This window comes from Streptomyces spectabilis, assembly GCF_008704795.1.
Classification (GTDB): Bacteria; Actinomycetota; Actinomycetes; order Streptomycetales; family Streptomycetaceae; genus Streptomyces; species Streptomyces spectabilis.
This window is the reverse complement of sequence record NZ_CP023690.1, coordinates 3,100,443-3,126,325: the sequence shown is the minus strand read 5'-3', so window position 1 is coordinate 3,126,325 and position 25,883 is coordinate 3,100,443. Positions and strand designations below refer to the sequence as shown.

Sequence of the window (25,883 nt, the reverse complement as noted above, 5' to 3'; positions counted from 1 at the left end):
GGGCCGCCCGGGCGGGGCGAGGCTGCTGGCCGGGGGAGCCGTCCGCACCTCCGGGAGGTCACCCGTGTTCCGCTCCGCACCGGCCGCAGCGGTACGCCGCGCGCTCGTCCCCCTCCTGCTGTGCTGCGCCCTCCTCGCCGGGGCCACCGGCTGCGGCGGTGACGACGGCGACTCGGCGACCCCGAGCGGCACCAGCTCCGCCGACCGGCAGAAGTTCGCGAAGACCCGCTTCGTCACCAACGCCGGGCTCGCCGCCGGGGCGACGTACCGGTGGATCGTGAAGCCGTACCGGGACGGCCGCTTCAAGTCCGGTGCGGAGGGGCGGAGGTTCGCCCTCGTCAAGGCCGGGCTCGCCGGGGCCTTCACGTACAACCGGCTGCGGGCGGCCCTGCGCAACGCCCAGGGCGATCCGACCCTCGCCAAGGCCGTGGCCCCCCTGACGGCGGGGGTCGAGGCCCTCAAGGACCTCCCGTCCAAGCTCCGCAAGGGGGACTCCACGGAGGCGGTGGTCGGGTCCTTCGACGACACGATCAACTCCGTCAAGGACGCGGGCCGCTCCGCCGGAGCGGAGGTCACGGATCAGGTTCCTTCGGCTGGGCAACTGGCCAAGGGCTGAGCCCCTGGGCCCCCGGCTCGATCGGCCTTCGGCCTCGTCCTCAAACGCCGGACGGGCTGAAAGTTCTCCGGTGCGGGCCGGAGGTCCCCGCGCGGGCGCGTAGAAGAGATGGTGCGGGCCGCGGACGAGATCCGGTCCGCATCGGCGCCCACTCAGCCCGTCCGGCGTTTGAGGACGAGCGCGCAGCGCGACACGGCAAGGTGGGCCGCGCAACCTGATAGGCCGTCATTCACCTTAGGTTCAGGCGGTATTGGCGCCTCCAAGGCACCTCGTTCGCGCCGGAGGCGCATGCTCCTGCCCCCGCCCACGGCAGGAGAGCGCGGTGCCCGAGAGAGCCGGTACGTCCAGTAGAGAAGAGCCCCGCCTGGCCACCCGCCGCCCGGCGGCCCGGCGGCGCCGCCGCTTGCCGCGGCACGTGGTCGCCGCCATGCCCCTCGCCCTCGCGGGCCTCCTCGCCCTGCTCGTCTCGGGCAACGCCCTGCGCCCCTTCGAGCGGATCACGACGATCGACGGCAAGATGGCGTCGAAGTCGGACTACTTCAAGGACCCCGAGGTCAGGCGCCTGCTCCTGAAGCACGGCATCCGCGTGGACATCCACCGCCTGGGCTCGCGCGGCATCGCCACTCAGCCGCTCGCGGGCATGGACGTCGTGTTCCCCTCGGGCCAGCCCGCCGCACGGCTGATCATGCGGGGGCAGCAGCGCTCCGTGCGCACGGCCCGCCCGTTCGTGACGCCGCTGGCGCTCGGCACGTTCCGCGAGTACGCGCAGACGCTGGTGGCGGCGGGCGTGGCCCGCCCGCAGCGGGCGCCGGGCGGCGGCGACACGCTGTACTACGACCTCGACATGGCGGGTTTCCTGCGCCTCATCGAGCGCGACAGGACCTGGGACGGCATCGGCTACCGCGCCCACTCCAGGCGCAGCAACAGCGGCCGCGTCCTGGTGCGCACCTCCAGCGTCTGCGAGTCCAACGCCGCCGGTACGTATCTGAGCATCCTCGCCTTCGTGAAGAACGGGAACCGGCCGCCCGGCACCGAGCGCAAGCGCGGCGACGCGCCCGGCGGCGACCCCGTGCTCGACGTCGCCGCCAAGGTCAAGCCGCTGATCAACCTCCAGGGCATGGCCGCGGACGAGCAGGCCGACAGCTACTTCTCCGACGAGGGCGAGTCGATCGCACCGGTGTCCCTGATATACGAGCACCAGTTCCTCGCCCACCAGGTCGGCTTCCAGAAGCGGCACCAGCGGGCCGACACCCGCCGCGTGCTGCTCTACCCCTCGCCGCAGGCCCTCACCGAGCCGCAGCTCATCTCCCTCAACGGGCAGGGCGACCGGCTCACCGACCTGATGGAGTCCGACCCCGGCCTTCGCCAGCGGGCCATCGAGCTGGGCTTCCGGGTGCGGTTCTCCGGCGAGGACAGTACCAGCGAGCAGCTGAACGCCTATCTGCGCGAGCACGGCGTGCAGGTGCCCACCCCCAACCCCGACCAGACGAAGGCCGACGCGCCCGACCTGGACGCCCTGGAGCGGATCATCAACCACGTCGGCAACTGCCCGCCGGCCGGCGGCACCTCGTGAGGCGGCGCGCCCTCGCCGTCTGTCTGGCGCTCCTCGCCGCCACCCTCACCGGCTGCACCCGGGGCGGCGACACCACCACCCTGAGGGTGCTCGCAAGCCCCGAACTCGCCGATGTGGAACCGCTGTTGGACGAGCTGAAGGACGACACCGGGGTCGAGCTCGACCTCGACTTCAAGGCCACCGCCGACCTCTCGGGACCGCTCGGCTCCTACGACCTGGCCTGGCCCGCGTCCGACCGCTCGTATCTGCTGCGGCTGCGGGAGCGCGGGCGGCCGACCGCGCCGCCCGAGTCCACCGCGATCATGCGCTCGCCGGTCGTCGTCGGCCTCACCCGCGCCACCGCGGAGCGCGTCCGCGCCGCGGCCCGGGGCTCCCGGGTCACCTGGGCCGACATCGCGGACGCCGCAGCCGACGGCACCGTGCGCTTCGGCATGGCCGACCCGCGGCGCAGCGACACGGGGCGGGCGGCGCTCGTCGGCGTGGCCACCGCCGCCGCGGGCACCGGCGGGGTGCTGCGCGAGCGGGACGTGTCCTGCGACCGGCTGCGCGGCTTCCGCTCCGGGCAGACGCTGACGGCCGCCAGCTCCCGCGCCCTGATCGACGCCTACGTACGCAGTCCCGACAAGGCCAACGCGCTCATCGCGCACGAGGCGGAACTCCTCTCCCTGAACGCGGCGGGGACCCCGCGCGGCCCCCTGGAGATCGTGCACCCGGCGGACGGCATGGTCCTGTCGGACTTCCCGCTGATGCTGCTCGACGCCAAGGAGCACAAGGCGTACCGCAAGGTCGTCGACTGGCTGCGGCGCGACGACGTACAGAAGAAGCTGGTGGAGCGCACCTGGCGGCGGCCCGTCGGCGCGGACGTGCCCCGGCCGCCGCAGCTGCGGTCCGCCATCGGCAACGCGCTCTCGTACCCCGACCAGCTCTCCGTCATCCGCCGACTGATGGACGACTACGGCGACCCGGCCCGGCGCACCGGCGACCACGTGGTGTTCCTGCTCGACTTCTCCACGTCGATGCGCGGCGGGCGGATGGCCGACCTGCGCGCGGCGTTCGCCGGGCTGAGCGGGGCGGATCCGACGGCCGCGGGCAAGTTCGCCCGCTTCTACCGGGGCGAGCGCCTGACCGTGGCCCGGTTCGCGGGCCGCGTCCTGGAGGAACGTACGGTGACGGTGCGCGGCGACGGCGATCTGCGCAGGCTCAACTCCTTCGTCGCGGACGGCCGCTTCGGCGACGCGACGGCCGTGTGGTCGGCCCTCGACCGCGGCTACGACCGGGCCGAGGCCAGCGCCGAGGACGACCCGGGCCGCCGCGTCTCGATCGTCCTGATGACCGACGGCGAGAGCAACTCGGGCCTGTCGTACGGCCAGTTCGCCCGCCGCCACTCCGAACGGGGCGCCGCCGCGCGGTCGGTGCCCACCTTCCCCGTCCACTTAGGAGAGGCCGACGCGAAGGCGCTGCGGCGCGCCGCCGAGGCGACCGGCGGCCGCGTCGTGGACGCCGGGTCCTCCTCCCTCTCCCAGGCGTTCAAGGAGATCCGTGGGTGTCGTTGACAGCGCGTGGTGGGACCTGTGGTGGCCGTGGCTGGTCGTCTGGTTCCTGACGGCGGTGTGCGTGGGCGTGCTCCTGCGGCACGCCCTGGTGCGCCTCGGCTGGCTCCGGCGCGGCCGACGGCGCGCCTCGCGGGGCCGCAGGACCTTTCACGGCATGTGCTTCTACCTGCACGAACAGCGGGTGATGGACCTCTATCAGACCGGCGGCTTCTCGGCCGCCCTAGAGCAGGAGGTCGCCGACCGCACGAACGTGACGGGGGGCTTCAGCCTGTGGGCGAGGTTCCGCGGCGCGGGCGGCACGGCGGGCCGTGACGTCACCAAGGAGCGGTTCACCTCCTACGTCCAGCAGAACACCCCCATCACGGTCATAGGGCTGCTGATGGACACGATGCGCAGGGAGGACGCGGTCGTCCACGCCGACCTCACCACCGGCCTCCTCGTCCCCAACCGGGCGCTCGCCGACACCCTGCGCGACGGCGACGACGACCGCGTCGCGCTGAGCGCGGTGATGTCCGAGTTCGTCTCGGTCACCGGGCGCTTCACCGCGCGCGGCCTGCCCGGCGGCGACGTCGTCCTGCGCGCCCGCTACGGCGAAGGGCGTCCGGCCGCCCACGTCAAGATCACCTGCGCCGAGGACGGCATCCGCGAGGAGTTCCACGAGGAGGACTACTTCAGCGGCGAGTTCCAGGCCCGCTGCCTGGGCAAGGTCCGCACCTGGAACCGCGACGCGGGCGAACTGACCCTGGACCCGGTGGCGATCTTCCGCTGAGCCGCCGCGCCTAGCCGTTGAGTTCGGCCAGGGCGCGCAGCGTGTCCCGGTCCCGGGCGAGGACGAGGAGGTCGGTGACCGGGCCCTTGCGCCACAGGTCAAGGCGTTCGGCGATCCGCTCGCGCGGGCCGACCAGGGAGATCTCGTCGGCGAAGGCGTCCGGCACGGCGAGCACGGCCTCTTCGCGGCGCCCGGCGAGGAACAGCTCCCGCACCCGCCGCGCCTCCCGCGCGTATCCCATCCGGGCCATCAGGTCGGCGTGGAAGTTCCGTGCGGCGTGGCCCATGCCGCCGATGTAGAAGCCGAGCATGGCCTTCACCGGGAGGAGGCCCTCGCGGACGTCGGCGCACACGGTCGCGCGGACGAGCGGGGCCACCACGAAGCCGTCCCGCAGGCCGGTCAGCGAGGCCTCGTACACGTCCGTGCGCGTCGGCGACCAGTACAGGGGCAGCCAGCCGTCCGCGATCCGGACCGTCTGCGCGACGTTCTTCGGGCCCTCGGCGCCGAGCAGCACGGGCAGGTCGCCGCGGAGCGGGTGCGTGATGGACTTCAGCGGCTTGCCGAGCCCGGACCCGTCGTCCCCCGGGTACGGCAGCGGGTGGAAGCGGCCGTCGAGCACCACCGGGGACTCGCGCCGCAGCACCTGGCGTACGACGTCCACGTACTCCCGCGTCGCGGTCAGCGGTGACCTGGGGAACGGCCTGCCGTACCAGCCCTCCACCACCTGCGGGCCCGAGAGCCCGAGCCCGAGGAGCACGCGGCCGCCGGAGAGGTGGTCGAGGGTGAGGGCGTGCATGGCCGTGGCGGTGGGGGAGCGGGCGGCCATCTGCGCCACCGCCGTGCCGAGCCGGATCCGCGAGGTGTGCGCCGCGATCCAGGTCAGCGTGGTGAACGCGTCCGAGCCCCAGGCCTCGGCGGTCCACACCGAGTCGTACCCGAGCCGCTCGGCCTCCTGGACGAGCGCGAGCTGCCCCGGTTCGGGGCCGCGGCCCCAGTACCCGAGCGCGAGCCCAAGCCGCATGGTCCCTCCCGGCAGTTGCATCTGACGGGTCGTCAGCTGTCTGTCACGCCCGGGACTGTACGCCAACGGCCCCCCGCCCGGAAGGGCGAGGGGCCGCTGAAGGCCTGCGGGGGCGGGGTCAGCCGCGCTGGATCCCGGTGGTGTCCTGGAGCACACCACGACGACCGTCCTGCGTCTGCGCCACCAGGCTCTGGCCGCGCTGCTCGACGGCCAAGTACCAGGTGCCCGGCGCCAGTTCGGCGATCGGGGTCGGCGAGCCGTCCTCCGGGTACAGCGGACGCGGCACCGGCACGGCGAACCAGAACGGCGAGAAGTCCGCCGACGCGGGCTGCGCCTGCGCGGCGGCCGGCGGCGGAGTGGCGCCGCCACCCTGCGGCTGCCCGCCGAACGACGGCTGCTGCGGCTGCCCCGGCTGCGCGCCGTACGGCTGCGACTGGGCACCCGGGTAGCCGTACCCACCCTGCGGCTGACCACCGTAGGGCTGCGGGGCGACCGGGCTCGGGGCTCCCATGAGCGGGGCCTTGAGCGCGGGCACGATGTTCGTGGCGACCGCGGCGGCGACGAGGACGAGAGCGGCGATCAGGCCGAGGATGAGGCCCACACCGGCGTCGGGGCTCTCGGCACCGCCGCCGCTGCCGCCGAACCTGGCGTTGAGTACCTCGAAGACCTTGTCGTAGGACTGGCCGGTGTCGAAGATGGCGCCGAGCGAGCTCCAGGCGGAGGCGAAGGTGAGGCCGATGCCGAACGTGCCGAGGTCGAGACCGGCGACCTTGCGCTGCGCGCCCGTCGCGCGGCCCACGACGATGAGCGCCGCGCCGATGATCCCGGCGAGGTAGACGCTCATCAGCAGGTTGCCGTTGTCCCACGCGGTGGGGGCGTCGTCGCCGTCAAAGGTATCGAGGAACGAGGCGATGAAGAGCAACACCGCTGCTCCGATCACCACGCCGTCGCCTCGAGTGAGGGAGCGGAAATTCACTTCAGGTCCTTCGTCAGTCGTCTCGTCGTTAGAGGCGTCGCTGTCGCCTGGTCGCGGATGCTCGCGGGCGTGAAGCGCGGGGGTGGCCCCTCATCGTACGGAGGACCTTATCGCTCGCCCCGCCGGGGTGTCTGCTTCAGATAAAGATCGTCACTCAGTGAAGATCTCCCGGTTGCCGTCCCGTGACGAGGCGGCAACGGGCACATCAAGACTGCCCGCTCTCAGCGGGCGAGGAAGCTCCCGATTCCGTCAGAAATGCCGCGGGCCGCCTTCTGGCGCCAGTCCGGGTTCGTGAGCAACGCCTCGTCCTGCGGGTCGCGCATGTTGCCGCACTCGATGAAGACCTTGGGGACCTTGGAGAGGTTGAGGCCGCCCAGGTCGCGGCGGACGTCGAGGCCCGTGCCGTCGCCGACGTAGTTGGAGGGGGCGCTCTTGGTGGTGGACAGGAACTTGCCCGCGATGCGTTCGCCGAGGTCGCGGGAGGGGCCGACGATGGCGGTGGTGTCGGCGGCGCCGCCGCGGACCTTCGCGGGCAGGATGACGTGGAAGCCGCGGTTGCCGACGGCCGAGCCGTCGGCGTGCAGGGAGACGACGGCGTCGGCGCGGGCCGCGTTGCCGATGCGGGCGCGCTCGTCGACGCACGGGCCCCAGGCGCGGTCGCCGTCCTGGGTGAGGCGGACCGTGGCGCCCTGGCGGTGCAGCTGGTCGCGCAGGCGGTGGGCGAGGTCCAGGGTGAACCGGGCCTCCGTGTAACCCCTGTTGGTGGAGGTGCCGGTGGTGTCGCACTCCTTGGAGTGGGTGCCGATGTTCACCGGGCGGTTGATCTCCGCGGTGTGCCGGAAGTTGCCCGGGTTGTGGCCCGGGTCGATCACCACGACCTTGCCCTTGAGGGGGCCCGACGCCGCGGGGCGGCCCCCCGACGGGGCCTTCCCCGACGGCTTGTCGTCGCCCTTGCCGTCTTCCTTGGGGTCGGGCTCGTCCTCCGGCTTCTCGGACCTGTCCGCGGCGGGGGACTTCGCGGGGCCGTCGGCGGTCGGCTTCGAGGGCGCGTTCTGGTCCGAGCGGCTGGCCGACGGCAGCGTTCTCGGCGACTTCGCGTCTCCGTCTCCGTCTCCGCTCGTCGCACCGTGGATGAGATAGCCCGCGAGCGTGGCGGGGGCGAGCACGGCGAGGGTGACCGCGAGCGTGCGGCCGCCGCCGAAGCGGCGGGGCGGGCGCGGTGGCTGACTGTCCGGACCTACGTACGACACGACAGGGAGCCTAGCCGCGGCCGGAGCCGGCCGCGCCGGTTCGGCGCAGGACGCGGAGGGAGTCGGTGACCGAGGTCTCTGTGAACATCCCGGACTCCAGGGCCCGGAGGTAGACGCGGTACGGGGCCTGCCCGGTCCACTCGTCCACCGGGTCGGGGAACACGTCGTGGATGACGAGCAGGCCGCCCTCCGCCACGTGCGGCGCCCACCCCTCGTAGTCCGCGCTCGCGTGCTCGTCGGTGTGCCCGCCGTCGATGAAGACCAGGCCGAGCGGGGCCCGCCAGATCCGCGCCACCTGCGGGGAGCGGCCGACGACCGCGATCACGTGGTCCTCCAGGCCCGCCTTGTGCAGCGTGCGCCGGAAGGTCGGCAGCGTGTCCATGCGGCCCACCTCCGGATCCACGGTCTGCGGGTCGTGGTAGTCCCAGCCGGGCTGCTGCTCCTCGCTGCCCCGGTGGTGGTCGACCGTGATCACACTCACACCGGCCGCGCGGGCCGCGTCCGCGAGCAGGATGGTGGAGCGGCCGCAGTACGTGCCGACTTCGAGCAGGGGAAGCCCGAGGGCCGCCGCCTCGCGCGCGGCCGCGTACAGGGCGAGCCCTTCGTGGACGGGCATGAAGCCCTTGGCCGCCTCGAAGGCGCCGAGGACCTCCGGTGCCGGGGCCTGAGCCTGAGTGGCAGCCATCGTCGTTCCTTCCGGTACACGTACGGGCGCCCATGGTGCACCACACCCCCGGCACCGGGGTGACGGGGGTGCGGGGCCGCGCGGACGGCTCAGGCCAGGATCTCGCTGTCGCCCGGCAGCGCCAGGTCGACCTCGACGGGCCGCTCCTCGCCGCGGTGGACGGCCGAGACGGCGCCCGGCGCGTGCCCGGCGGCGGTGGCCGCGAGCACGTACGCGCCGTCGGCCGGGACCGCGAGGGCGTACCGCCCGTCGTCGTCCGAGAGCGCGGCGCCCGCCCGGCGGCCGTGCGGGTCGATCAGCGTGACCTGCGCGCGGGCCACCGGCGCGCCCGCGGGGGAGAGGACACGCCCCTGGAACCCGCCGGTGAGCGCCTCGGTGGCCCGGGCGAGCGCGGCGTCCTCCTCGCTGCTGGCCCGCAGCTGCGTGTGCTGCCCGGCCGCGGCCCGGGGCCTGCCGGGCAGGAACAGCGCGAACACGAGGCCGATCGCGACGGCGCCGGTGGCGATGAGGAAGGAGGCGCGGAAGCCCTCCATGGTGGGCACCTCGACGGGGCCCGCCGTGTGGGCGGTGTTGGCGAGCACCATGCCGATGACGGCGCTGGACACCGAGGTGCCGATGGACCGCATCAGGGTGTTGAGGCCGTTGGCCGCGCCCGTCTCGGAGGGGTCGACGGCGCCGATGATGAGCGCGGGCAGTGAGGAGTAGGCGAGGCCGATGCCCGCGCCGACGACGACCGAGATGACGATGGTCTGCCAGGCGGCGCTCATCAGGCCGAGGCCCGCGCCGTAGCCGATGGCGATGACGAGCATGCCGAGGATCAGGGTGACCTTCGGTCCGTACGTGGCCGAGAGCCGCGCGTAGAGGGGCGCCGTGAACATCATCGTGATGCCGAGCGGCGCCACGCACAGGCCCGCGACGACCATCGACTGGCCGAGGCCGTAGCCGGTGGCGGCGGGCAGCTGGAGGAGCTGGGGGAGCACAAGGGAGATGGCGTAGAAGGCGACGCCGACCATGATCGAGGCGAGGTTGGTGAGCAGCACCTCGCGCCGGGCCGTGGTGCGCAGGTCGACAAGCGGCGCCTTGACGCGCAGCTCCATCACGCCCCATAGGACGAGCACCGCGGCCGAGGCCGCGAACAGACCGAGGGTCAGGCCCGAACCCCAGCCCCAGTCGCTGCCCTTGGTGATGGGCAGGAGGAAGAGGACCAGGCCCGCCGAGAGGCCGAGCGCGCCGAGGACGTCGAAGGTGCCCTCGGCCCGCAGCGGGCTCTCCGGCACCAGGAACACGATCAGCGCCATGGCGAGCACGCCGAGGCCCGCGGCCCCGAAGAACAGGGCGTGCCAGTCGGCGTGCTGCGCCACCAGGGCGGCCGCGGGCATGGCGAGCCCGCCGCCGACGCCTATGGAGGAGCTCATCAGGGCCATCGCCGAGCCGAGCTTCTCGCGCGGCAGCTCGTCGCGCATCAGGCCGATGCCCAGCGGGATGGCGCCCATCGCGACGCCTTGCAGGGCACGCCCGGCGATCATGACGACGAGGTCGTCGGTGAGGGCGCACACCAGCGAGCCGACGACCATGACCGCGAGGCTCGTGAGCAGCATCCGGCGCTTGCCGAAGAGGTCGCCGAGCCTGCCCATGATCGGGGTGGAGACGGCGCCCGCGAGGAGCGTCGACGTCATGACCCAGGTGGCGTTGGACGGCGACGTGCGGAGCAGGGCCGGCAGGTCCTTGATGACGGGGACGAGCAGCGTCTGCATGACGGCGACGACGATGCCGGAGAAGGCGAGGACGGGGACGACGCCGCGGTCAGCGCGGGGGTGGGCCGTCGCGTGCGACATAGGGCTGGGGCCTCCGGGGCGAAGGGTGACGGGGCAGGTCGGGTGTGACAGGTGAGGCGTACGGGACGCCCGCGGTTACATGCACGATGAACCTGTTTCCCGGGGCGACTATTCCGGCGGACGTCGAACCAAAGGAACTCTTGACCCTCCATTGACCGCGCCTTGTGGGCGGATCCGCCACCCTGCCGCGCATCTGACCTTCCGTCAGAATGGAACGTGTTCTATTCTGCCGCCGTCCCGCCGGGCACAGCCAGGGAGGCACGGATGAAGGCGTACGTCGTCGGCGTCGGAATGACGAAGTTCGAGAAGCCCGAGAGCCGGGACTGGCAGTACTGGGACATGGTGCGGGAGGCGGGTGCCGGGGCCCTGGCGGATGCCGGGATTCCGTACGCGGCGGTGGAGCAGGCGGCCGTTGGACACTGCTTCCAGGCCTCGACGGCGGGCCAGCGCGCGGTGTACGAACTCGGCCTGACCGGGCTGCCCGTCTACAACGTCAACAACAACTGCGCGACCGGCTCGACCGCCCTGATGCTCGCCCGCCAGCTCGTGACGGGCGGCGTCGGCGACTGCGTCCTGGCCGTCGGCTTCGAACGGATGAAGCGGGGCTCCCTGGGCACGGGCGGCGACGGCGACCTCGCCGCGTCGCCGGTGGCCCGCCACTACGGCGTCATGGCCGCACGGCACGGCTTCGCGGCCACCCCGCCCACCGCCCAGATCTTCGGCAACGCGGCCCGCGAGCACATGGAGCGGTACGGCACGACGCCCGCGCAGCTCGCCGCGGTGGCCGCGAAGAACCACCGGCACTCCGCGCACAACCCCCTCGCCCAGTTCCAGGACGCGTACACCGTGGACGAGGTCCTCGCCGCCGAGGTCGTGCACGCCCCGCTCACCAAGCTCCAGTGCTCGCCCACCTCCGACGGCGCGGCGGCGGCGCTGGTCGCCTCCGAACGCTTCGTGGAGCGGCACGGGCTCGCGGACCGTGCGGTCGAGATCCTCGCCCAGGCCATGACGACGGACACCGAGGAGTCCTTCGCCTCCGGCTCCTGCCTGGACGTGGTGGGCCGCCCGATGAGCCGCGAGGCCGCGCGCCGCGTCTACGAACGCTCGGGCCTGACCGCCGACGACCTCGACGTCATCGAGCTGCACGACTGCTTCTCGATCAACGAACTCCTCACGTACGAGAGCCTCGGCCTGTGCGCGGAGGGCGAGTCAGGCAAGCTCGTCGAGTCCGGCGCGACCACGTACGGCGGGCGCTGGGTGGTGAACCCCTCCGGCGGCCTGATCTCCAAGGGGCACCCCCTGGGGGCGACGGGCATCGCCCAAGTCGCCGAACTGGCCTGGCAGGTGCGGGGCGAGGCGGGGACGCGGCAGGTGCCGGGGGCGCGGGTCGGGCTCGCGCACAACATCGGGCTCGGCGGGGCGGCGGTGGTGACGCTGCTGCGGAGGACGGAGTGAGCGCAGTGCGCGGAGGGAGCGGGAGGGCGGAGTGCGGCGGCGGGGGACTGCGACTTCCGGCCTAGGTCCGGCGCCCCACGCCGTACCCCGCCATTTTCCGATGTACGGGGCACGTGTCGGCTGTCAGCATGGAGCCCATGCTTGAGACCCCTGTCGACACCCCGATATCCCGGCGCGCCGCCGCGCCCCTGTGGCTCGTCGTGGCCGCCGCCTGCGCCGGGCAGTTCCTCGTCGTCCTCGACGTGTCCGTCGTGAACGTGGCGCTGCCGTCCATGCGGGCCGACCTCGGCCTCAGCGCCACGGGCCTGCAGTGGGTCGTCAACGCCTACTCCATCGCCTTCGCGGGGTTCATGCTGCTCGGCGGGCGCGCGGGGGATTTGTTCGGGCGCAAGCGGATGTTCCTGGTGGGGCTCGGCCTGTTCACCCTCGCCTCGCTCGGCGGGGGGCTCGCGCAGGAGGGGTGGCAACTGCTCGCCGCGCGGGCGGTGCAGGGGCTCGGCGCCGCCGTCCTCGCGCCCTCCACCCTGACCATCCTCACCTCGGCCGTGCCGGAGGGGGCCGCGCGGGTGCGGGCCATCGCCACCTGGTCGGCCGTCGGGGCGGGGGGCGGCGCCGCGGGCGGCCTTGTCGGCGGCGTCCTCACCGACGGGCTCTCCTGGCGGTGGGTGCTGCTCGTGAACGTGCCCGTCGGGGTCCTGGTGTTCGCCGCCGCCCTGCGCTGGATCAGCGAGAGCCGGGCGAGCGGCGCCCGGCGGCTCGACGTGCCCGGGGCCGTCCTCGTCACCGGCGGCATCGCCACGCTCGCGTACGGCATCGTGCAGACCGAGGTGGAGGGCTGGACCGCTGCGGCGACCCTCGTGCCGCTCGCGGCCGGGCTCGCCCTGATCGCCGCGTTCCTCGGCGTCGAGGCGCGCTCCAAGGCGCCGCTCATGCCCCTGAAGCTGTTCCGGGTGCGGTCCGTCTCGGCGGCCAACGCGACCATGTTCGTCTGCGGCATGGGCCTGTTCGCCATGTGGTTCTTCATGACCCTGTACGCGCAGAACGTCCTCGGCTACACGCCCCTGGAGGCCGGGCTCGCGCTCATCCCCAGCTCCGTCAGCGTCGTCGTGGGGTCCAAGGTCGCGCCCCGGCTCATGCGGGTCCTGGGGGCGCGGACGGTCACCGTCATCGGCGTCCTGACCGCGGCGGCCGGATTCGCCTGGCAGTGGCGGATGCTCGCCGGGGACGGGGCGCACGGCGCGTACGTCACCTCGATCATGCTGCCGGGCATCCTCATGATGCTGGGCGCGGGACTCGCGGGCACGCCCCTCGCGTCGCTCGCCACCAGCGGGGCCGAGCCGGGGGACGCGGGGCTCGTCGCCGGGCTCATCAACACCTCGCGCACCATGGGCGGTTCGCTGGGCCTCGCGGTCCTCTCCACGGTCGCCACGGCCCGTACGGCGGGACGGCCCGGGGCACAGGCGGTCGCGGAGGGCTACGCCCTCGCCTTCCTCTGGGGCGCGGTGTTCCTCGTCCTGGCCGCGCTCGTCGTGCTCGTGTGGATGCCGCGCGCGGCCCGCGACTGACCCGGGCGGCCGGGGCGCCGGGCTACAGCCACCCCTGCCGGCGGGCCTCCCGCGCGGCCTCCATGCGGTTGCGCGTGCCCGTCTTGCCGATGGCGGCCGACAGGTAGTTCCGCACGGTCGACTCCGACAGGTGCAGGGCCGCGGCGATGTCGGCGATCGTCGCCCCGTCGGCCGAGGCCCGCAGCGCGTCCGCCTCGCGCGGCGTGAGCGGGTTCGGCCCCGCGCTCAGCGCGGCCGCGGCCAGGGCCGGGTCGATGACGGTCTCGCCGCGCAGCACCTGGCGGATCGCCTCCGCGAGGTCCTCCACGGGGCCGTCCTTGACGAGGAAGCCCGCCGCTCCCGCCTCCATGGCCCGGCGCAGGTACCCGGGGCGCCCGAAGGTGGTGAGGATGAGGACCCGGCAGTCCGGGCATTCCTCGCGCAGCTCCGCCGCCGCGTCCAGGCCGCTGCGGCCGGGCAGTTCGATGTCGAGCAGCGCCACGTCGGGGCGTGCCGTGAGCGCGGTGCGCACGATCTCGTCGCCCGCCCCGACCTGCGCGACGACCTCGATGTCCGGCTCCATGCCGAGCAGCAGCGCGAGCGCGCCGCGCATCATGCCCTGGTCCTCGGCGAGGAGGACCCTCACACACTTCGCGGGCCGACGGCTCTCGGGCATCTCGTCCATGGCGTCAGGCTAAGCCAGAACGCCAGGCCGGGCGGTGTGGGCGGTGCCCGGCCGGCCGGACCCCCGGGGGCCTTTCGGGTCCGGCCGACCAGCCCCCGTCCGGGGCTTCGGGCGAGCCCCGGAGCGTCAGCCCCTGATGTTGATGTCGACGCAGGCGTAGAACGCGTTGGCGGTGTCGTAGATGTTCCAGACCGCGAGCATCTTGTGCCGGCCCGTGATGCCGCCGAAGTCGACGGTGTGCGTCACGGTCGTGGGCGGCTGGCGGCCGCCGTCGTTGATCTCCGTGACCTTGCGGCCGTCGACGAAGTACTGCCAGGTGCTGGTGCGGTGAGGCGCCGTGAGGCGCCAGGTGAACTGCTGCGAGGAGTTGACGTCGGAGACCTTCCAGCCCTTGCTGTCGTTGTCGAGCTCGGCGAACCGGGCGTTGCCGCCGCTGCAGCTGCGCAGGCCCTTGGGGCCCTCGACGCTCTGCGGCTCCCACTTGATCTCGCCGCACGGGACGGTGTTGGCCGCGCACTGGGCCTGACGGCTCGGCGGCGAGCTGATGTAGCCGTGGGTGCTGGCCGGGGTGACGGAGGCGAAGACGAGGAGGGGGGCACACGCCGCGCCGAGGCCCATGGCCAGCTTCCGTTTGCTGTTCATCGTTGCTCCCTCGGAGGTGGGGGATGAGGGGCGAACCGGCCCGGCGCCAGGGCCGGTCCATTGGCCTAGACCTTACGGGTTGACTGGACTCCGTCAAGAGTTGCGGCACGTTCTGCCACACGGCGCTTTCCGACCCGCGGCGCGCGCCCCCGGCCGCCGGTCACGCCCGCGCGGCTTCGGCCCCCGCCTCCGCGTGCTCCCCCTCGGCGGTCGGCAGCACCGCCGTGACCCGGAAGCCGGAGCGCGGCGCCGGGCCCGACTCCAGGGAGCCGCCCGCCGCGGCGAGGCGTTCGGCCAGGCCCTTGAGTCCGCTGCCGGGCGGGGTCGCGCCCGTGCCGCGGCCGTCGTCGGTGATCACCAGGCGGGTCCGGCCCCCGGCGCCCGCCACCTCGATCTCGCACCGGGTCGCCCGGGCGTGCCGCACGACGTTGGTGGCCGCCTCGCGCACCACCCAGCCGAGCAGCGCCGCCGAGCGCGGGTCGAGGGGCGGCCCCGACTGCCGTACGACCGTCTCGACCCCGGCGGCGTCCAGCAGGTCGCGCACCCGGTCCAGCTCCGTGCTGAGCGAGGCCTCGCGATAGCCGGTGACGGCCTCGCGGATCTCCGTGAGCGCCTGCCTGCCGACGGACTCGATGTCCGCGACCTGGCCGAGCGCCGCGTCCACGTCGCGCGGGGCGAGACGGCGCGCGGCCTCCGACTTCACCACGATCACCGACAGGGTGTGGCCGAGCAGGTCGTGCAGGTCGCGGGAGAAGCGCAGGCGCTCCTCCGCCACCGCCCGCCGCGCCAGCTCCTCGCGGGCCGCGCGCAGATCGCGTACCGCCTCGGAGAGGGACAGGATCGCCGCCGTCACCATCGTCGACAGGAACGTGCCGTACGCGATGTTGACGCCGTCCCAGCCCTCCCTGAGCCCGGCGACCGCGCCCGCGAGGGCGCTCAGGGCCAGGCCGACCGGGCCGAGGCGGCGCCCCCGGACCACCGCGCCGACGGCGAGGCCGAACAGCGGGAAGAACATCAGCCAGTTCCCGCCGTACCCCGCGGCGAGCCCGGCGGTCAGCAGGCCCATCGCCAGGAGCGCGCCCCTCGTGCCGCGCGACTCCCGCTTGGCCTTGTCGAAGGCCCGGAAGGTGACCGAGATGTACAGCGAGTTGAAGACCAGCAGGCCGACCCCCGCGATCCACGGGTTCGGGGTCCTGCCCTGGAGCAGATGGGAGAACGCGCCCATGCCCATGAGGAGCCAGGGGAGCAGCGCGAAGCCGTTCGGCGGGCCGGGGGGCTCGTCGCGGTCGCCGCGCGCCGCGCGCACCTCGTGCAGTCGGCAGCTGACGCCGCGCATCCAGGACATGCCGTGCTCCCCCGTTCCGTTCCGTGCTGTGCGTGGCTCTCGACAGTACGGAAGGCGGCGGGGGGCTGCGAAGGCCCCTTCGTACGGTCCTGGCCAGGACAAATGTCACGGGTGCCGACGGCGGCGCGGGACCGGCCGAACGGATCTGACGCTACGTCAGAACGCGCTGCCGGGTCCCTTCCCAACTCCCGGGCGCTGGGCTATACATGGGAGCGCCGGAATGGAACGCGTTCTAGAACGGGCTCCACCGGCCCCGTCGCGACCTCGGTGCGGCCGACGGTGCGGACGGTCGCACCGAGGTCTCACGACCACCAAGGAGCCGCCCCCCATGCCCATCGATGCCGCCAAGGCCCTGGCCGCCGAGGCCCGCAGCGCCGCGATCAGCTGGGACCACAAGGACGTGCAGCTCTACCACCTGGGTGTCGGCGCCGCCGCCAACCCCGACAAGGACCGCCCCGCCACCGACCCGGACGAGCTGCGCTACACGCTGGAGTCCCGGCTGCACGTGCTGCCCAGCTTCGCCACCGTCGCGGGCGCGGGCATGGGCGCCATGGGCGGGCTCTCCGCCCCCGGCATCGACGTGAACCTCGCCGCCGTCCTGCACGGCGGCCAGGCCATCGAGCTGCACCGCCCCATCCCGGTGAGCGGCACGGCCACCCTGACGTCCCGCGTCGCGGCCGTCCACGACAAGGGCAAGGCCGCCGTGATCGTCCTGCGCGCCGAGGCGGCCGACGGCGACGGGCCGCTGTGGGCGAGCGAGGCACAGCTCTTCGTCCGCGGCGAGGGCGGCTTCGGCGGCGAGCGCGGCCCGTCGGCGCGGCTCGACGTGCCGGAGCGGCCCTTCGACCGGACCGCCGACCGTCCCGTCCGGCAGGACCAGGCGCTGCTCTACCGCCTGTCCGGCGACTGGAACCCGCTGCACGCCGACCCCGAGTTCGCCAAGCTCGCGGGCTTCGACCGGCCGATCCTGCACGGCCTGTGCTCGTACGGGATGACGCTCAAGGCCGTCGTGGACACCGTGCTCGGCGGCGACGTGTCGCGGGTGCGCGGCTACCGCACCCGCTTCGCCGGGGTCGTCTTCCCCGGCGAGACCCTGCGCATCGGCATGTGGGAGTCGGCGGGGCGGGTCCAGGCGGTCGTCACGGCCCTGGAGCGGGACGGGGCGCCGGTGCTCGCCGACACCGTCGTGGAGCACGCCTGAGACCACCGGTCCACGTACCCCAGAGGTGAGAGGAGCCCCACCGTCATGCGCGCAGCCGTACTGCACGAGACAGGCCAGGACAAGCTCGACGTGCTCGACGACGTCGAGGCGGTGGGCTTCGGCCCCGGGAAGGCGCGCGTCCGCGTCCGGGCCACGGGCCTGTGCCACTCCGACGTGTCCGCGATGAACGGGGTGCTGCCGCAGCCCGCCCCGTTCGTCCCGGGACACGAGGGCGCGGGCGAGGTCCTCGACGTCGGCGACGGCGTCACGAACGTCAAGCGGGGCGACCGCGTCCTGGTGTGCTGGCTCCCCGCCTGCGGCCGCTGCCCGGCCTGCAGGCGCGGGCAGACCGAGCTGTGCCTCGCCGGGTTCATGAACGCGGGCACGCCCAACTTCAAGCGCCCCCAGGGCGACGTCTTCGGCTTCGCGGGCACCGGCACGTTCGCCGAGGAGGTCGTGGTCGACGCGGCCTGCGCGGTGCCGATCCCGGACGACGTGCCCTTCGACATCGCGGCGCTCATCGGCTGCGGCGTCACCACCGGGCTCGGCGCGGCCCTCAACACCGCCGACGTGGCCGCCGGTTCGTCCGTCGCCGTCATCGGCTGCGGCGGCGTCGGCGTCTCGGTGATCCAGGGCGCGCGCCTCAAGGGCGCGGCCCACATCGTCGCCGTCGACCCCGTGGCGGCCCGGCGCGACCTTGCGCTGCGGTTCGGCGCGAGCGAGGCGGTGGCGCCCGACGCCCTCGGCGACGCCAAGCAGCGGGCGACGGCGGGCGAGGGCTTCGACTACGTCTTCGAGGTCGTCGGCAAGTCCGCGACGGCCCGCGCCGCGTACGAGGCGACCCGGCGCGGCGGCACCCTGTGCGTGGTCGGCGCGGGCGCCATGGACGACCAGGTCCAGTTCAACATGTTCGAGCTGTTCTTCGACGAGAAGCGCATCCTGCCGTCCCTGTACGGCGGCGGGGACGTGCTGCGGTCGTACGAGCGGGCCATCGCCCTGTGGCGCGCCGGGCGCGTCGACCTGGAAGGCATGATCACGCACCGGGTGCAGCTCGCGGAGATCAACGAGGCCCTGGAGCAGATGCGCACGGGCGCCGCCCTGCGGACCTGCATAGAGATCTGAGGGAGGTTCCGTGGTGCAGCCGCTCGAGGGCCTGTCGGCCGTCGTCACCGGGGCGGGCCGCGGGCTCGGCCGGGCCGAGGCCGTCGAACTCGCCCGGCTCGGGGCGAGCGTCGTCGTCAACGACTACGGGCAGCCGGGCCGCGACGGCACCGGCGCGGCGTCCGCCGGGCCCGCGGAGGAGGTCGCCGCCGAGATCCGCGAGGCGGGCGGCAAGGCCGTCGCCCACTCCGGGGACGTGGCGGACCACGCGCAGGCCCGCGCCCTGGTGGACCTCGCCGTCAACACCTACGGCAAGCTCGACGTCCTGGTCAACAACGCGGGCATCCTGCGGGACCGGATGATCTTCTCGATGTCCGAGGACGAGTGGGACTCAGTCGTCCGCGTGCACCTCAAGGGGCACTTCAACACGGTCCGGTTCGCCTCCGCGCACTGGCGCGAGCGCTCCAAGGCCGCGGGCGGCCCGGTCTACGGCCGGATCGTGAACACCTCGTCGGAGGCGTTCCTCGCGGGCTCCGCCGGGCAGCCCAACTACGCCGCGGCCAAGGGCGGGATCGTCGGCCTGACCACGTCCACGGCGCTCGCCCTCGCCAAGTACGGCGTGACCGCCAACGTCATCTGCCCGCGGGCGCGTACGCGGATGACCTCCGACGTGTTCGCGGGCTTCGCCGAGCCGGCCGACGGCGAGCTCGACCCGCTGGCGCCCGAGCACGTGGCCCCGCTGGTCGGCTATCTCGCCTCACCCGCGGCCGGGCGGGTCAACGGCCAACTCCTCGTCGTGCACGGCGGCGTCGTGGCCGTGATGGAGCGCCCCAGGATCGCCGCCACGTTCCGCGCCGCCGCCGGGGCGTTCAGCGCGGCGGAGCTGGACGGGGCGCTGACGCCGTACTTCGCGGGGCGGCCCCCGGGGGAGACCTTCGCGGCGCCGGAGGTGCTCGGACTGAAGCGGGATTGATCCCCCCACGCCGGACGGGCTGAAACGCTGCCGCGAGCGGCACTGTCCAGCCCGTCCGGCGTTTGAGGACGAGCGCGAAGCGCGATGAGGCGGTGCCCCCGGGCGTCAGCCCTCCGTGCCCTGCCGGCGGTGCCGGCCGCTGGGCGCGGTTTCCTCGTCATGCGCGGCCCCGGGCCCCCGGTGGCGGCCGTGCCCCGCCTCCTCGCCGCCCTCGGCGTAGCGCGGATCGGTCATCGTGTCCGTCGTGGTGTCGGTCGTCATGAAACTCACCCCGTAGTAAAGATCGTTCGTACCGGCGGGCGAGTCTAACCGCCCGCCGCGCGCCCCCCGAGGGGCGCCTGTTGCAGGGGCACGGGCCGGGTGGCCCGGGGGGCGTTTCCGGTCTCGCCCCGGGCGGGCGGAGCGGCCGGGGCTCGCGGCACCTCGATCCGGGCCACCCCGCAGGGCCCCGCGCCGGTGGCGTACGGCAGGCGCAGCACGCCCTCCGGCGTCCAGTGGCCGGCGCCGGGCAACCAGCCGTCGGGCGGCGTGAGTTGATGGACCTTCCGGTCGGCGGCGCGCCAGGCGCACAGCGCGGGCCGCGCGTCGGCGCCGGTGTCGACGCGCAGGGCGACCGCGCAGGCCTCCGGGGTGAGGACCTGGCCGGGCTGGATCGCGAACGGCGTCGCCCCGCGGCCGGGCAGGCGCAGGCACTCGGGGAACCGCACCGGGTGCGTGCTGCCCAACACGCCCCAGCCCAGGCGGGGTTCGCCCGGCGCGTCCGAGCGGATGAGCAGCAGCCCGCTGTCGGCGTCGGCGAGCAGCAGCCGGTCGTCGCTGTCGGCCGCGATCTGGAGCAGCGGCGACACCTCGCCGCCGCGCTCCAGGTCCACCGCCACCGTCTTGGTCAGGCCGTCGAGCTCGCGGTCGAGCGCCAGGATGCGGTTGGCGCGGTCGAGCCAGACGCCGCCCGTGCAGCGGCCGGGGACCTCGGCGAGGTGCTCGGGCCCGAACGAGCCGCCCGCGACCAGCCACACCGCCGTGGAGCGCTCGCCCGCCGCCAGGGCGTAGGCGTACCCGCCGCGCGGCGCGGGCGGCAGCAGGGTCAGCTCCGCGCCCTCGCAGGCGACGCCGCCGAGCGCCACCTCGCCGGTGCCGGGCCCGGTGGGGTACAGGAGCGCGAAGACGTGGCGGCCCGCCGCCCGCCGGTGCACCAGGACGCGGCCGTCGGCCATCGGGAGCACCGCGGTGCCGGGCTCCTCGGGCTGGTGCCCGGGCAGCGGCACGGCGTACGGCTCGGGGGAGTCGAGGGTCCAGCGCTCGGGGTACCAGCAGCCGCCGGTGTGCGTGAGCCGGGCGGCGTACGCCCCGTCGGCGGTGAGGACGACGGGCGGGGCGGCGCGCGGGGCGACGGCGGGCGCCGCGGGGGCCGGCACGAGGACCGCCCCGCCGCCCGGCACCTCGACGCGCCGCGTCGTGCGCGCGGTGTCCGGCGGGGCCGGGGGCGGCGACGGTGCCGGGGGAGTGGGCGGCGAGGGCGGTGATGGCTCGGCCACAGGCGCTGTCATGGGGGGTCACCTCCGCTCGCGACGCTAGTTTTCGCACGTACTGGCGTGGCATCCGAGGCCGGTCGCTTCACGCGTACGTGTGGTGATGTCCCGAATCGCCTGAGAAGGCGGTGGCGAGTGTGCTCGATGGGGAGCGGTTATGGTGAGGCAACCCTAAGTTGCGTGGCGGCCCGGCCCCGGGACCCCGCACGCCCTGCACCTCCCCCTGGAGCACCGATGTCCGTACGACGCCGTCGACCCGCCCGCACCGCCGCAGCCGTCGCCCTCGCCGCGGCCGGGGCGCTCGCCCTCGCGGCCTGCGGCTCGGGCGGCGACGGCAAGAGCGACAACGGCAGCGGCAGCAAGGCCGTCGCCCAGGGCGGCGAGGACTTCGCCAAGGCGGCCGAGAAGACCGCGCGGATGGGCACCACGGCCAAGCCCGGCCAGTTCCCGCGCACCCTCACGCACGCCCTGGGCAAGACGGAGCTGAAGCAGCGCCCGCAGCGCGTGGTGGTCCTGGACGTCGGCGAGCTCGACAACGTGGTGTCGCTCGGGGTCAAGCCCGTCGGCTACGCCCCCACCGAGGGCGACGACGGCGTCCCCGGCTATCTGAAGAAGCGGGCGGGCAGCCCCAAGAACATCGGCACGATCAACTCCCTCAACCTGGAGGCGATCGCGAACCTCAAGCCCGATCTGATCCTGGGCAGCGAGCTGCGCGCCGCCAAGCTCTACCCGCAGCTCTCCAAGATCGCCCCCACCGTGTTCTCCGTGCGCCCCGGCTTCACCTGGAAGCAGAACTACCTCCTCAACGCCGCCGCGCTCGACCGGACCGCCGCGGCGAAGGCCGCGCTCGGCGCGTACGAGAAGAAGGCGAAGGCGCTCGGCGAGGAGATCGGCCCGAAGAAGCCGACCGTCACCATGCTGCGCTACATGCCCGACCGCGTCCGGCTGTACGCGAAGGCGTCGTTCATCGGCACCGTTCTGACGGACGTCGGCCTGCCCCGGCCCAAGAACCAGCAGGTCAACGATCTCGCCACGGAGATCAGCCCGGAGCGGATCGACGAGGCGGACGCCGACTGGATCTTCACCGGCGTCTACGGCGACCCGAAGAAGACCGGCCGCGCGGGCGCCGAGAACAACCCGCTGTGGAAGAAGCTCGACGCCGTGAAGGAGGGCCGGGCGAAGAACGTCCCGGACGAGACCTGGTACCTGGGCCTCGGCGTGACGGCCGCCGACCTGGTCCTGGACGACCTCCGGAACCACCTGGTCAAGTAGGGCCTGTGGCGTAGCTCACGGAACGTGCCGATCGGGTCGCCGGGACGGCGGTCGGCCGCCCGCGCGAGAGCGGCGCCGGTTCAGGCGCGCAGGACCTACAGGTAGCCTTTCGTACGTGCCCCGTCTGTCTGAAGTCATCGCCGCGCTCGACGCCCTGTGGCCCGCGGAGCGGGCCGAGCAGTGGGACGCGGTCGGCACGGTCTGCGGTGACCCGGACCAGGAGGTCTCCCGGGTCCTGTTCGCCGTCGACCCCGTCCAGGACATCGCCGACGAGGCGGTCCGGCTCGGCGCCGACCTGCTCGTCACCCACCACCCGCTCTATCTGCGCGGTACGACGACGGTGGCCGCCTCGACGTTCAAGGGCCGGGTCGTCCACGACCTGATCAAGAACGACATCGCGCTGCACGTCGCCCACACCAACGCCGACACCGCGGACCCGGGCGTCTCCGACGCCCTCGCGGGCGCCCTCGGCCTGCGCGTCCTGCGCCCCCTGGTGCCGGACCCGGCCGACGAGCACGGGCGGCGCGGGCTCGGCCGCATCTGCGAGCTGGAACACCCGCTGACCCTCACCGAGTTCGCCGAGCTCGCCGCGCGGCGGCTGCCCGCCACCGCGCAGGGCGTCCGCGCCGCGGGCGACCCGGAGCAGCCGATCCGTACCGTCGCGGTCAGCGGCGGCTCGGGCGACAGCCTCTTCGGCGCCGTGCGCGCCGCGGGGGTCGACGCCTTCCTCACCGCCGACCTGCGCCACCACCCGGTGTCGGAGGCCCGCGCCGAGGCACCGCTCGCGCTGCTCGACGCCGCGCACTGGGCCACCGAGTGGCCCTGGTGCGAGCTGGCGGCCGCTCAGCTCGACGAGATCTCCGACCGGCACGGATGGGGGCTTCGCGTCCACGTCTCGAAGACGGTCACCGACCCCTGGACCGCCCACGCCGCGTCGTCCCCCGCAGGGAGCGCCTCGCGCGCCCCTTCTGATTCCTTTGGAGCCCCCAACTGAACGCCGCGCCCGCCGACCAGATCCGCCTCCTCGACGTCCAGGACCTGGACGTACGCCTCGCGCAGCTCGCGCACAAGCGCAAGTCGCTGCCCGAGCACGCCGAGATCGAGTCGCTGACGAAGGACTTCACGCAACTGCGCGACCTGCTCGTGGCCGCGCAGACCGAGGACAGCGACTGCGCCCGCGAGCAGACCAAGGCCGAGCAGGACGTGGACCAGGTGCGCCAGCGCGCCGCCCGCGACCAGCAGCGCCTGGACTCCGGCGCGGTCACCTCGCCCAAGGACCTGGAGAACCTCCAGAAGGAGATCACCTCCCTCGCCAGGCGCCAGGGTGACCTGGAGGACGTCGTCCTGGAGGTCATGGAGCGCCGCGAGTCCGCGCAGGAGCGCGTCGCCGAGCTCACCGAGCGGGTCGCCTCCGTGCAGTCGAAGCTCGACGACGCGACGGGCCGCAGGGACGCCGCGCAGGCGGAGCTCGACCGCGAGGCCGCCTCGGTCACCAAGGACCGCGAGGTCGTCGCCGCCGCCGTCCCCGCGGACCTGCTCGGGCTCTACGACAGGCTGCGCGTGAAGCAGGGCGGCATCGGCGCGGCCAAGCTCCACCAGCGGCGCTGCGAGGGCTGCCGCCTGGAGCTGGACATCACCGAGGTGAACGAGATCAAGGCGGCCTCGCCCGACAAGGTCGTGCGCTGCGAGAACTGCAGCCGCATCCTGGTGCGCACCTCCGAGTCCGGCCTGTAAGGGGCGGGCGTGGCGCAGGAGTTCATCGTCGAGGCCGACGGCGGCTCCCGGGGCAACCCGGGGCCCGCGGGCTACGGCGCGGTCGTCATCGACGCCGTCACCGGTGAGACGCTGGCGGAGACCGCCGAGTACGTCGGCGTCGCCACGAACAACGTGGCCGAGTACAAGGGCCTGGTAGCGGGCCTGAAGGCGGCCCGCGAGCTGGACCCCGACGCGACGATCCGGGTCCGCATGGACTCCAAGCTGGTCGTCGAGCAGATGTCGGGCCGCTGGAAGATCAAGCACCCCGACATGAAGCCGCTGGCCGCCGAGGCGGCCGCGGTCGCCTCCGGCGCGCAGGTCACCTACCAGTGGATCCCGCGCGAGAAGAACAAGCACGCGGACCGCCTGGCGAACGAGGCCATGGACGCGGGCAAGCGCGGCGAGCAGTGGTCGGCGGCGGCGTCGACGGCGGACCTGCGCGCCGCGTCCCGCGCCGCCGCGGAGCCCGCGGGCCCGCCCGGCGACGCGGCCGCGGGCGCGGCCAGGGCGCGCGCGGCCCTCGCCGGGGCGACCGGCAAGGCCTCCGCCGCGGCGCGGCCGGGTGCCGATGCCGTCACGGCCGACGCCAGGGCGGCACGCTCCGTCGCGGCCGACGGGTCCGGTGCCTCCGGCGAGCCGTCCGGCACCGGCACGGCCACCGCGGCCCCGCCCGTCGGCTGGGGCGCGGCCGACCTCGGTGCCCCCGCGACCTTCGTCCTCCTGCGCCACGGCGAGACCCCGCTGACGCCCGAGAAGCGCTTCTCCGGCAGCGGCGGGAGCGACCCCTCCCTGTCCGACGCCGGCCGTGAGCAGGCCGTCCGCGTCGCCGCCGCGCTCGCCGCGCGCGGCACCGTGCAGGCCGTCGTCTCCTCCCCGCTGCTGCGCTGCCAGGAGACCGCCCGCACCGTCGCGGCGCGCCTCGGCCTGGACGTCGAGCTGGAACCGGGCCTGCGCGAGACGGACTTCGGCGCCTGGGAGGGGCTCACCTTCGCCGAGGCGCGCGAGCGCTACCCCGACGAGCTGACGGCGTGGCTCGCCTCGCCGAACGTCGCGCCGCCGGGCGGCGAGTCCTTCGCCGAGGTCACCAGCCGGGTCTCGGTGGCCCGCGACAAGCTCCAGGCCGCGTACGCGGGCCGCACCGTGCTGCTCGTCACGCACGTCACGCCCATCAAGACGCTCGTGCGGCTCGCCCTCGGCGCGCCGCCGGAGTCCCTGTTCCGCATGGAGCTGTCGGCGGCCTCGCTGTCCGCGGTGGCGTACTACGCGGACGGCAACGCCAGCGTCCGGCTCCTGAACGACACGGGGCACCTGCGGTGAGCGTGCGCCGTCCAAGCGCCTAGCCGGGTTGCCGCACCATGCCGTCGGGCGGCAGCGGGTCCGTCGTGGCTGGTCGCGCCCACGCGGCGGAGCCGCATATCGACACAGCCCCGCGCCCCTACGGGGCGCTCTCGCAATGGAGCGCCGCTGCCTCGCGGGCCAGGGACTCGATCCGGCCCCAGTCCCCGGCCGCCACGGCCTCCGCGGGCAGCATCCAGCTGCCGCCCACGCACCCGACGTTCGCGAGCTCCAGGTACGACGGCGCGGACGCCGCGGAGACGCCGCCGGTCGGGCAGAAGCGGGCCCCCGGGAGCGGGCCCGCGAGGGACTTCAGATAGGCGGTGCCCCCGGCCGCCTCCGCGGGGAAGAACTTCATCTCGCGCACGCCGCGTTCGAGCAGCGCCACGACCTCCGAGGTCGTCGACACGCCCGGCAGGAACGGGACGCCGGACCCCTTCAGCGCCTCCAGGAGGGTCTCCGTCCACCCCGGGCTGACCAGGAACCGGGCCCCCGCGTCCACCGCGCCCTTGACGTGGTCGGGCGAGATGACCGTGCCCGCGCCCACCACCGCGTCCGGGACCTCGGCGGCGATCGCCCGGATCGCGTCGAGGGCCACCGGCGTCCGCAGCGTGACCTCGATGGCGGGCAGGCCCCCCGCGACGAGCGCCCGCGCGAGCGGCACGGCGGCGTCGACGGTGTCCACCACGACTACGGGGATGACGGGGGCGAGGTCCAGCACGGAGGCCTGGGCGGCGGGGGAGTCCATGGGGGCATCGTGCCCCGCCC

At 74.1% G+C, this 25,883-nt stretch carries 24 protein-coding genes; 13 read left to right on the top strand and 11 right to left on the bottom strand.

All coding sequences use genetic code 11. The annotated features are described in order from the left end of the window. Positions 1-64 precede the first annotated feature (64 nt). The 4 genes from CP982_RS13550 (at position 65) to CP982_RS13535 (ending at position 4,511) form a co-directional block, all read left to right on the top strand. On the top strand, positions 65-616 hold the full coding sequence (locus tag CP982_RS13550) for a hypothetical protein (protein ID WP_150510761.1): 552 nt from the start codon (positions 65-67) through the stop codon (positions 614-616). Between the two features lie 427 nt (positions 617-1,043). Further along, the gene (locus CP982_RS13545; RefSeq protein ID WP_150510760.1) at positions 1,044-2,189 is read left to right on the top strand and encodes a hypothetical protein; all 1,146 of its coding nucleotides are present in this window, start codon (positions 1,044-1,046) and stop codon (positions 2,187-2,189) included. Then, positions 2,186-3,742, top strand: a complete 1,557-nt coding sequence (locus CP982_RS13540; RefSeq protein ID WP_150510759.1) for a substrate-binding domain-containing protein — start codon at positions 2,186-2,188, stop codon at positions 3,740-3,742. Before CP982_RS13545 ends, CP982_RS13540 begins: the two co-directional genes overlap by 4 nt. Further along, positions 3,729-4,511 carry a hypothetical protein gene (locus tag CP982_RS13535; RefSeq protein WP_150510758.1) on the top strand — a complete coding sequence of 261 codons (783 nt, stop codon included), beginning with the start codon at positions 3,729-3,731 and terminating at the stop codon, positions 4,509-4,511. Before CP982_RS13540 ends, CP982_RS13535 begins: the two co-directional genes overlap by 14 nt. A 10-nt stretch (positions 4,512-4,521) precedes the next feature. On the opposite strand, the gene CP982_RS13530 is transcribed toward CP982_RS13535, so the two are convergent. The 5 genes from CP982_RS13530 to CP982_RS13510 form a co-directional block, all read right to left on the bottom strand. Beyond that, complete coding sequence (locus CP982_RS13530) at positions 4,522-5,532, bottom strand: LLM class F420-dependent oxidoreductase (RefSeq protein WP_150510757.1); 1,011 nt, start codon at positions 5,530-5,532, stop codon at positions 4,522-4,524. 118 nt (positions 5,533-5,650) lie between these two features. Beyond that, a complete protein-coding gene (locus CP982_RS13525; protein WP_150510756.1) occupies positions 5,651-6,508 on the bottom strand; it encodes a hypothetical protein in 858 nt (285 codons plus the stop codon). A gap of 221 nt (positions 6,509-6,729) precedes the next feature. Then, positions 6,730-7,758, bottom strand: a complete 1,029-nt coding sequence (locus CP982_RS13520) for an N-acetylmuramoyl-L-alanine amidase (RefSeq protein ID WP_150510755.1) — start codon at positions 7,756-7,758, stop codon at positions 6,730-6,732. 10 nt (positions 7,759-7,768) lie between these two features. Beyond that, positions 7,769-8,443 (bottom strand): class I SAM-dependent methyltransferase, encoded by a 675-nt coding sequence (locus CP982_RS13515; RefSeq protein WP_150510754.1) that lies wholly within the window; start codon positions 8,441-8,443, stop codon positions 7,769-7,771. 89 nt (positions 8,444-8,532) lie between these two features. Beyond that, the gene (locus CP982_RS13510) at positions 8,533-10,278 is read right to left on the bottom strand and encodes an MFS transporter (protein WP_150510753.1); all 1,746 of its coding nucleotides are present in this window, start codon (positions 10,276-10,278) and stop codon (positions 8,533-8,535) included. Positions 10,279-10,494: 216 nt separating this feature from the next. On the opposite strand from CP982_RS13510, the gene CP982_RS13505 reads away from it, so the two are divergent. Together CP982_RS13505 and CP982_RS13500 are read left to right on the top strand one after the other, a co-directional pair. Next, a complete protein-coding gene (locus CP982_RS13505; protein ID WP_150510752.1) occupies positions 10,495-11,733 on the top strand; it encodes a lipid-transfer protein in 1,239 nt (412 codons plus the stop codon). 137 nt (positions 11,734-11,870) lie between these two features. Beyond that, positions 11,871-13,298: an MFS transporter gene (locus CP982_RS13500; RefSeq protein WP_150510751.1), complete on the top strand. Its 1,428-nt coding sequence runs from the start codon at positions 11,871-11,873 to the stop codon at positions 13,296-13,298. 22 nt (positions 13,299-13,320) lie between these two features. Here the strand turns inward: CP982_RS13500 and CP982_RS13495 are convergent, their stop codons facing one another. From CP982_RS13495 to CP982_RS13485, 3 genes are all read right to left on the bottom strand, one after another. Continuing rightward, positions 13,321-13,962: a response regulator transcription factor gene (locus tag CP982_RS13495; RefSeq protein ID WP_150510750.1), complete on the bottom strand. Its 642-nt coding sequence runs from the start codon at positions 13,960-13,962 to the stop codon at positions 13,321-13,323. A 126-nt stretch (positions 13,963-14,088) separates the two neighbouring features. Further along, positions 14,089-14,604 carry a lytic polysaccharide monooxygenase auxiliary activity family 9 protein gene (locus tag CP982_RS13490; protein WP_150510749.1) on the bottom strand — a complete coding sequence of 172 codons (516 nt, stop codon included), beginning with the start codon at positions 14,602-14,604 and terminating at the stop codon, positions 14,089-14,091. A gap of 160 nt (positions 14,605-14,764) precedes the next feature. Continuing rightward, a complete protein-coding gene (locus CP982_RS13485) occupies positions 14,765-15,949 on the bottom strand; it encodes a sensor histidine kinase (RefSeq protein WP_150510748.1) in 1,185 nt (394 codons plus the stop codon). 328 nt (positions 15,950-16,277) lie between these two features. Here CP982_RS13485 and CP982_RS13480 point away from each other — a divergent pair, with 328 nt between their 5' ends. The 3 genes from CP982_RS13480 to CP982_RS13470 are packed head-to-tail and all read left to right on the top strand — an operon-like array spanning position 16,278 to position 19,224. Then, on the top strand, positions 16,278-17,150 hold the full coding sequence (locus CP982_RS13480) for a MaoC/PaaZ C-terminal domain-containing protein (protein ID WP_150510747.1): 873 nt from the start codon (positions 16,278-16,280) through the stop codon (positions 17,148-17,150). 45 nt (positions 17,151-17,195) lie between these two features. Next, entirely contained in the window at positions 17,196-18,272 is a 1,077-nt protein-coding gene (locus CP982_RS13475; RefSeq protein ID WP_150510746.1) for a Zn-dependent alcohol dehydrogenase, read from the top strand. 10 nt (positions 18,273-18,282) lie between these two features. After that, the gene (locus CP982_RS13470; protein WP_150510745.1) at positions 18,283-19,224 is read left to right on the top strand and encodes a 3-oxoacyl-ACP reductase; all 942 of its coding nucleotides are present in this window, start codon (positions 18,283-18,285) and stop codon (positions 19,222-19,224) included. 105 nt (positions 19,225-19,329) lie between these two features. Here CP982_RS13470 and CP982_RS41670 read toward each other — a convergent pair whose 3' ends face one another. After that, positions 19,330-19,485, bottom strand: a complete 156-nt coding sequence (locus CP982_RS41670) for a hypothetical protein (RefSeq protein ID WP_170316411.1) — start codon at positions 19,483-19,485, stop codon at positions 19,330-19,332. A 44-nt stretch (positions 19,486-19,529) separates the two neighbouring features. After that, positions 19,530-20,771: a hypothetical protein gene (locus CP982_RS13465; protein ID WP_150510744.1), complete on the bottom strand. Its 1,242-nt coding sequence runs from the start codon at positions 20,769-20,771 to the stop codon at positions 19,530-19,532. Between the two features lie 216 nt (positions 20,772-20,987). Between CP982_RS13465 and CP982_RS13460 the strand changes: the two genes are divergently transcribed. From CP982_RS13460 to CP982_RS13445, 4 genes are all read left to right on the top strand, one after another. Further along, positions 20,988-22,025, top strand: a complete 1,038-nt coding sequence (locus CP982_RS13460) for an ABC transporter substrate-binding protein (protein ID WP_150510743.1) — start codon at positions 20,988-20,990, stop codon at positions 22,023-22,025. 115 nt (positions 22,026-22,140) lie between these two features. Then, positions 22,141-23,019 (top strand): Nif3-like dinuclear metal center hexameric protein, encoded by an 879-nt coding sequence (locus tag CP982_RS13455; protein WP_150510742.1) that lies wholly within the window; start codon positions 22,141-22,143, stop codon positions 23,017-23,019. Further along, positions 23,016-23,759, top strand: a complete 744-nt coding sequence (locus tag CP982_RS13450; protein ID WP_144003168.1) for a zinc ribbon domain-containing protein — start codon at positions 23,016-23,018, stop codon at positions 23,757-23,759. The genes CP982_RS13455 and CP982_RS13450 overlap by 4 nt, the downstream gene beginning before the upstream one ends. Positions 23,760-23,768: 9 nt before the next feature. Beyond that, a complete protein-coding gene (locus CP982_RS13445; RefSeq protein ID WP_150510741.1) occupies positions 23,769-25,097 on the top strand; it encodes a bifunctional RNase H/acid phosphatase in 1,329 nt (442 codons plus the stop codon). Between the two features lie 118 nt (positions 25,098-25,215). On the opposite strand, the gene eda is transcribed toward CP982_RS13445, so the two are convergent. Next, entirely contained in the window at positions 25,216-25,863 is a 648-nt protein-coding gene (gene eda / locus CP982_RS13440) for a bifunctional 4-hydroxy-2-oxoglutarate aldolase/2-dehydro-3-deoxy-phosphogluconate aldolase (protein ID WP_150510740.1), read from the bottom strand. Positions 25,864-25,883 lie beyond the last annotated feature (20 nt).

Bases quoted from the DNA above. Each gene is read 5' to 3' on its own strand.
- CP982_RS13465 (WP_150510744.1), bottom strand. From the start codon at position 20,771: ATGACAGCGCCTGTGGCCGAGCCATCACCGCCCTCGCCGCCCACTCCC.
- CP982_RS13490 (WP_150510749.1), bottom strand. From the start codon at position 14,604: ATGAACAGCAAACGGAAGCTGGCCATGGGCCTCGGCGCGGCGTGTGCC.
- CP982_RS13460 (WP_150510743.1), top strand. From the start codon at position 20,988: ATGTCCGTACGACGCCGTCGACCCGCCCGCACCGCCGCAGCCGTCGCC.
- CP982_RS13475 (WP_150510746.1), top strand. From the start codon at position 17,196: ATGCGCGCAGCCGTACTGCACGAGACAGGCCAGGACAAGCTCGACGTG.
- eda (WP_150510740.1), bottom strand. From the start codon at position 25,863: ATGGACTCCCCCGCCGCCCAGGCCTCCGTGCTGGACCTCGCCCCCGTC.
- CP982_RS13545 (WP_150510760.1), top strand. From the start codon at position 1,044: ATGCCCCTCGCCCTCGCGGGCCTCCTCGCCCTGCTCGTCTCGGGCAAC.
- CP982_RS41670 (WP_170316411.1), bottom strand. From the start codon at position 19,485: ATGACGACCGACACCACGACGGACACGATGACCGATCCGCGCTACGCC.
- CP982_RS13495 (WP_150510750.1), bottom strand. From the start codon at position 13,962: ATGGACGAGATGCCCGAGAGCCGTCGGCCCGCGAAGTGTGTGAGGGTC.
- CP982_RS13500 (WP_150510751.1), top strand. From the start codon at position 11,871: ATGCTTGAGACCCCTGTCGACACCCCGATATCCCGGCGCGCCGCCGCG.
- CP982_RS13510 (WP_150510753.1), bottom strand. From the start codon at position 10,278: ATGTCGCACGCGACGGCCCACCCCCGCGCTGACCGCGGCGTCGTCCCC.
- CP982_RS13480 (WP_150510747.1), top strand. From the start codon at position 16,278: ATGCCCATCGATGCCGCCAAGGCCCTGGCCGCCGAGGCCCGCAGCGCC.
- CP982_RS13530 (WP_150510757.1), bottom strand. From the start codon at position 5,532: ATGCGGCTTGGGCTCGCGCTCGGGTACTGGGGCCGCGGCCCCGAACCG.
- CP982_RS13515 (WP_150510754.1), bottom strand. From the start codon at position 8,443: ATGGCTGCCACTCAGGCTCAGGCCCCGGCACCGGAGGTCCTCGGCGCC.
- CP982_RS13485 (WP_150510748.1), bottom strand. From the start codon at position 15,949: ATGTCCTGGATGCGCGGCGTCAGCTGCCGACTGCACGAGGTGCGCGCG.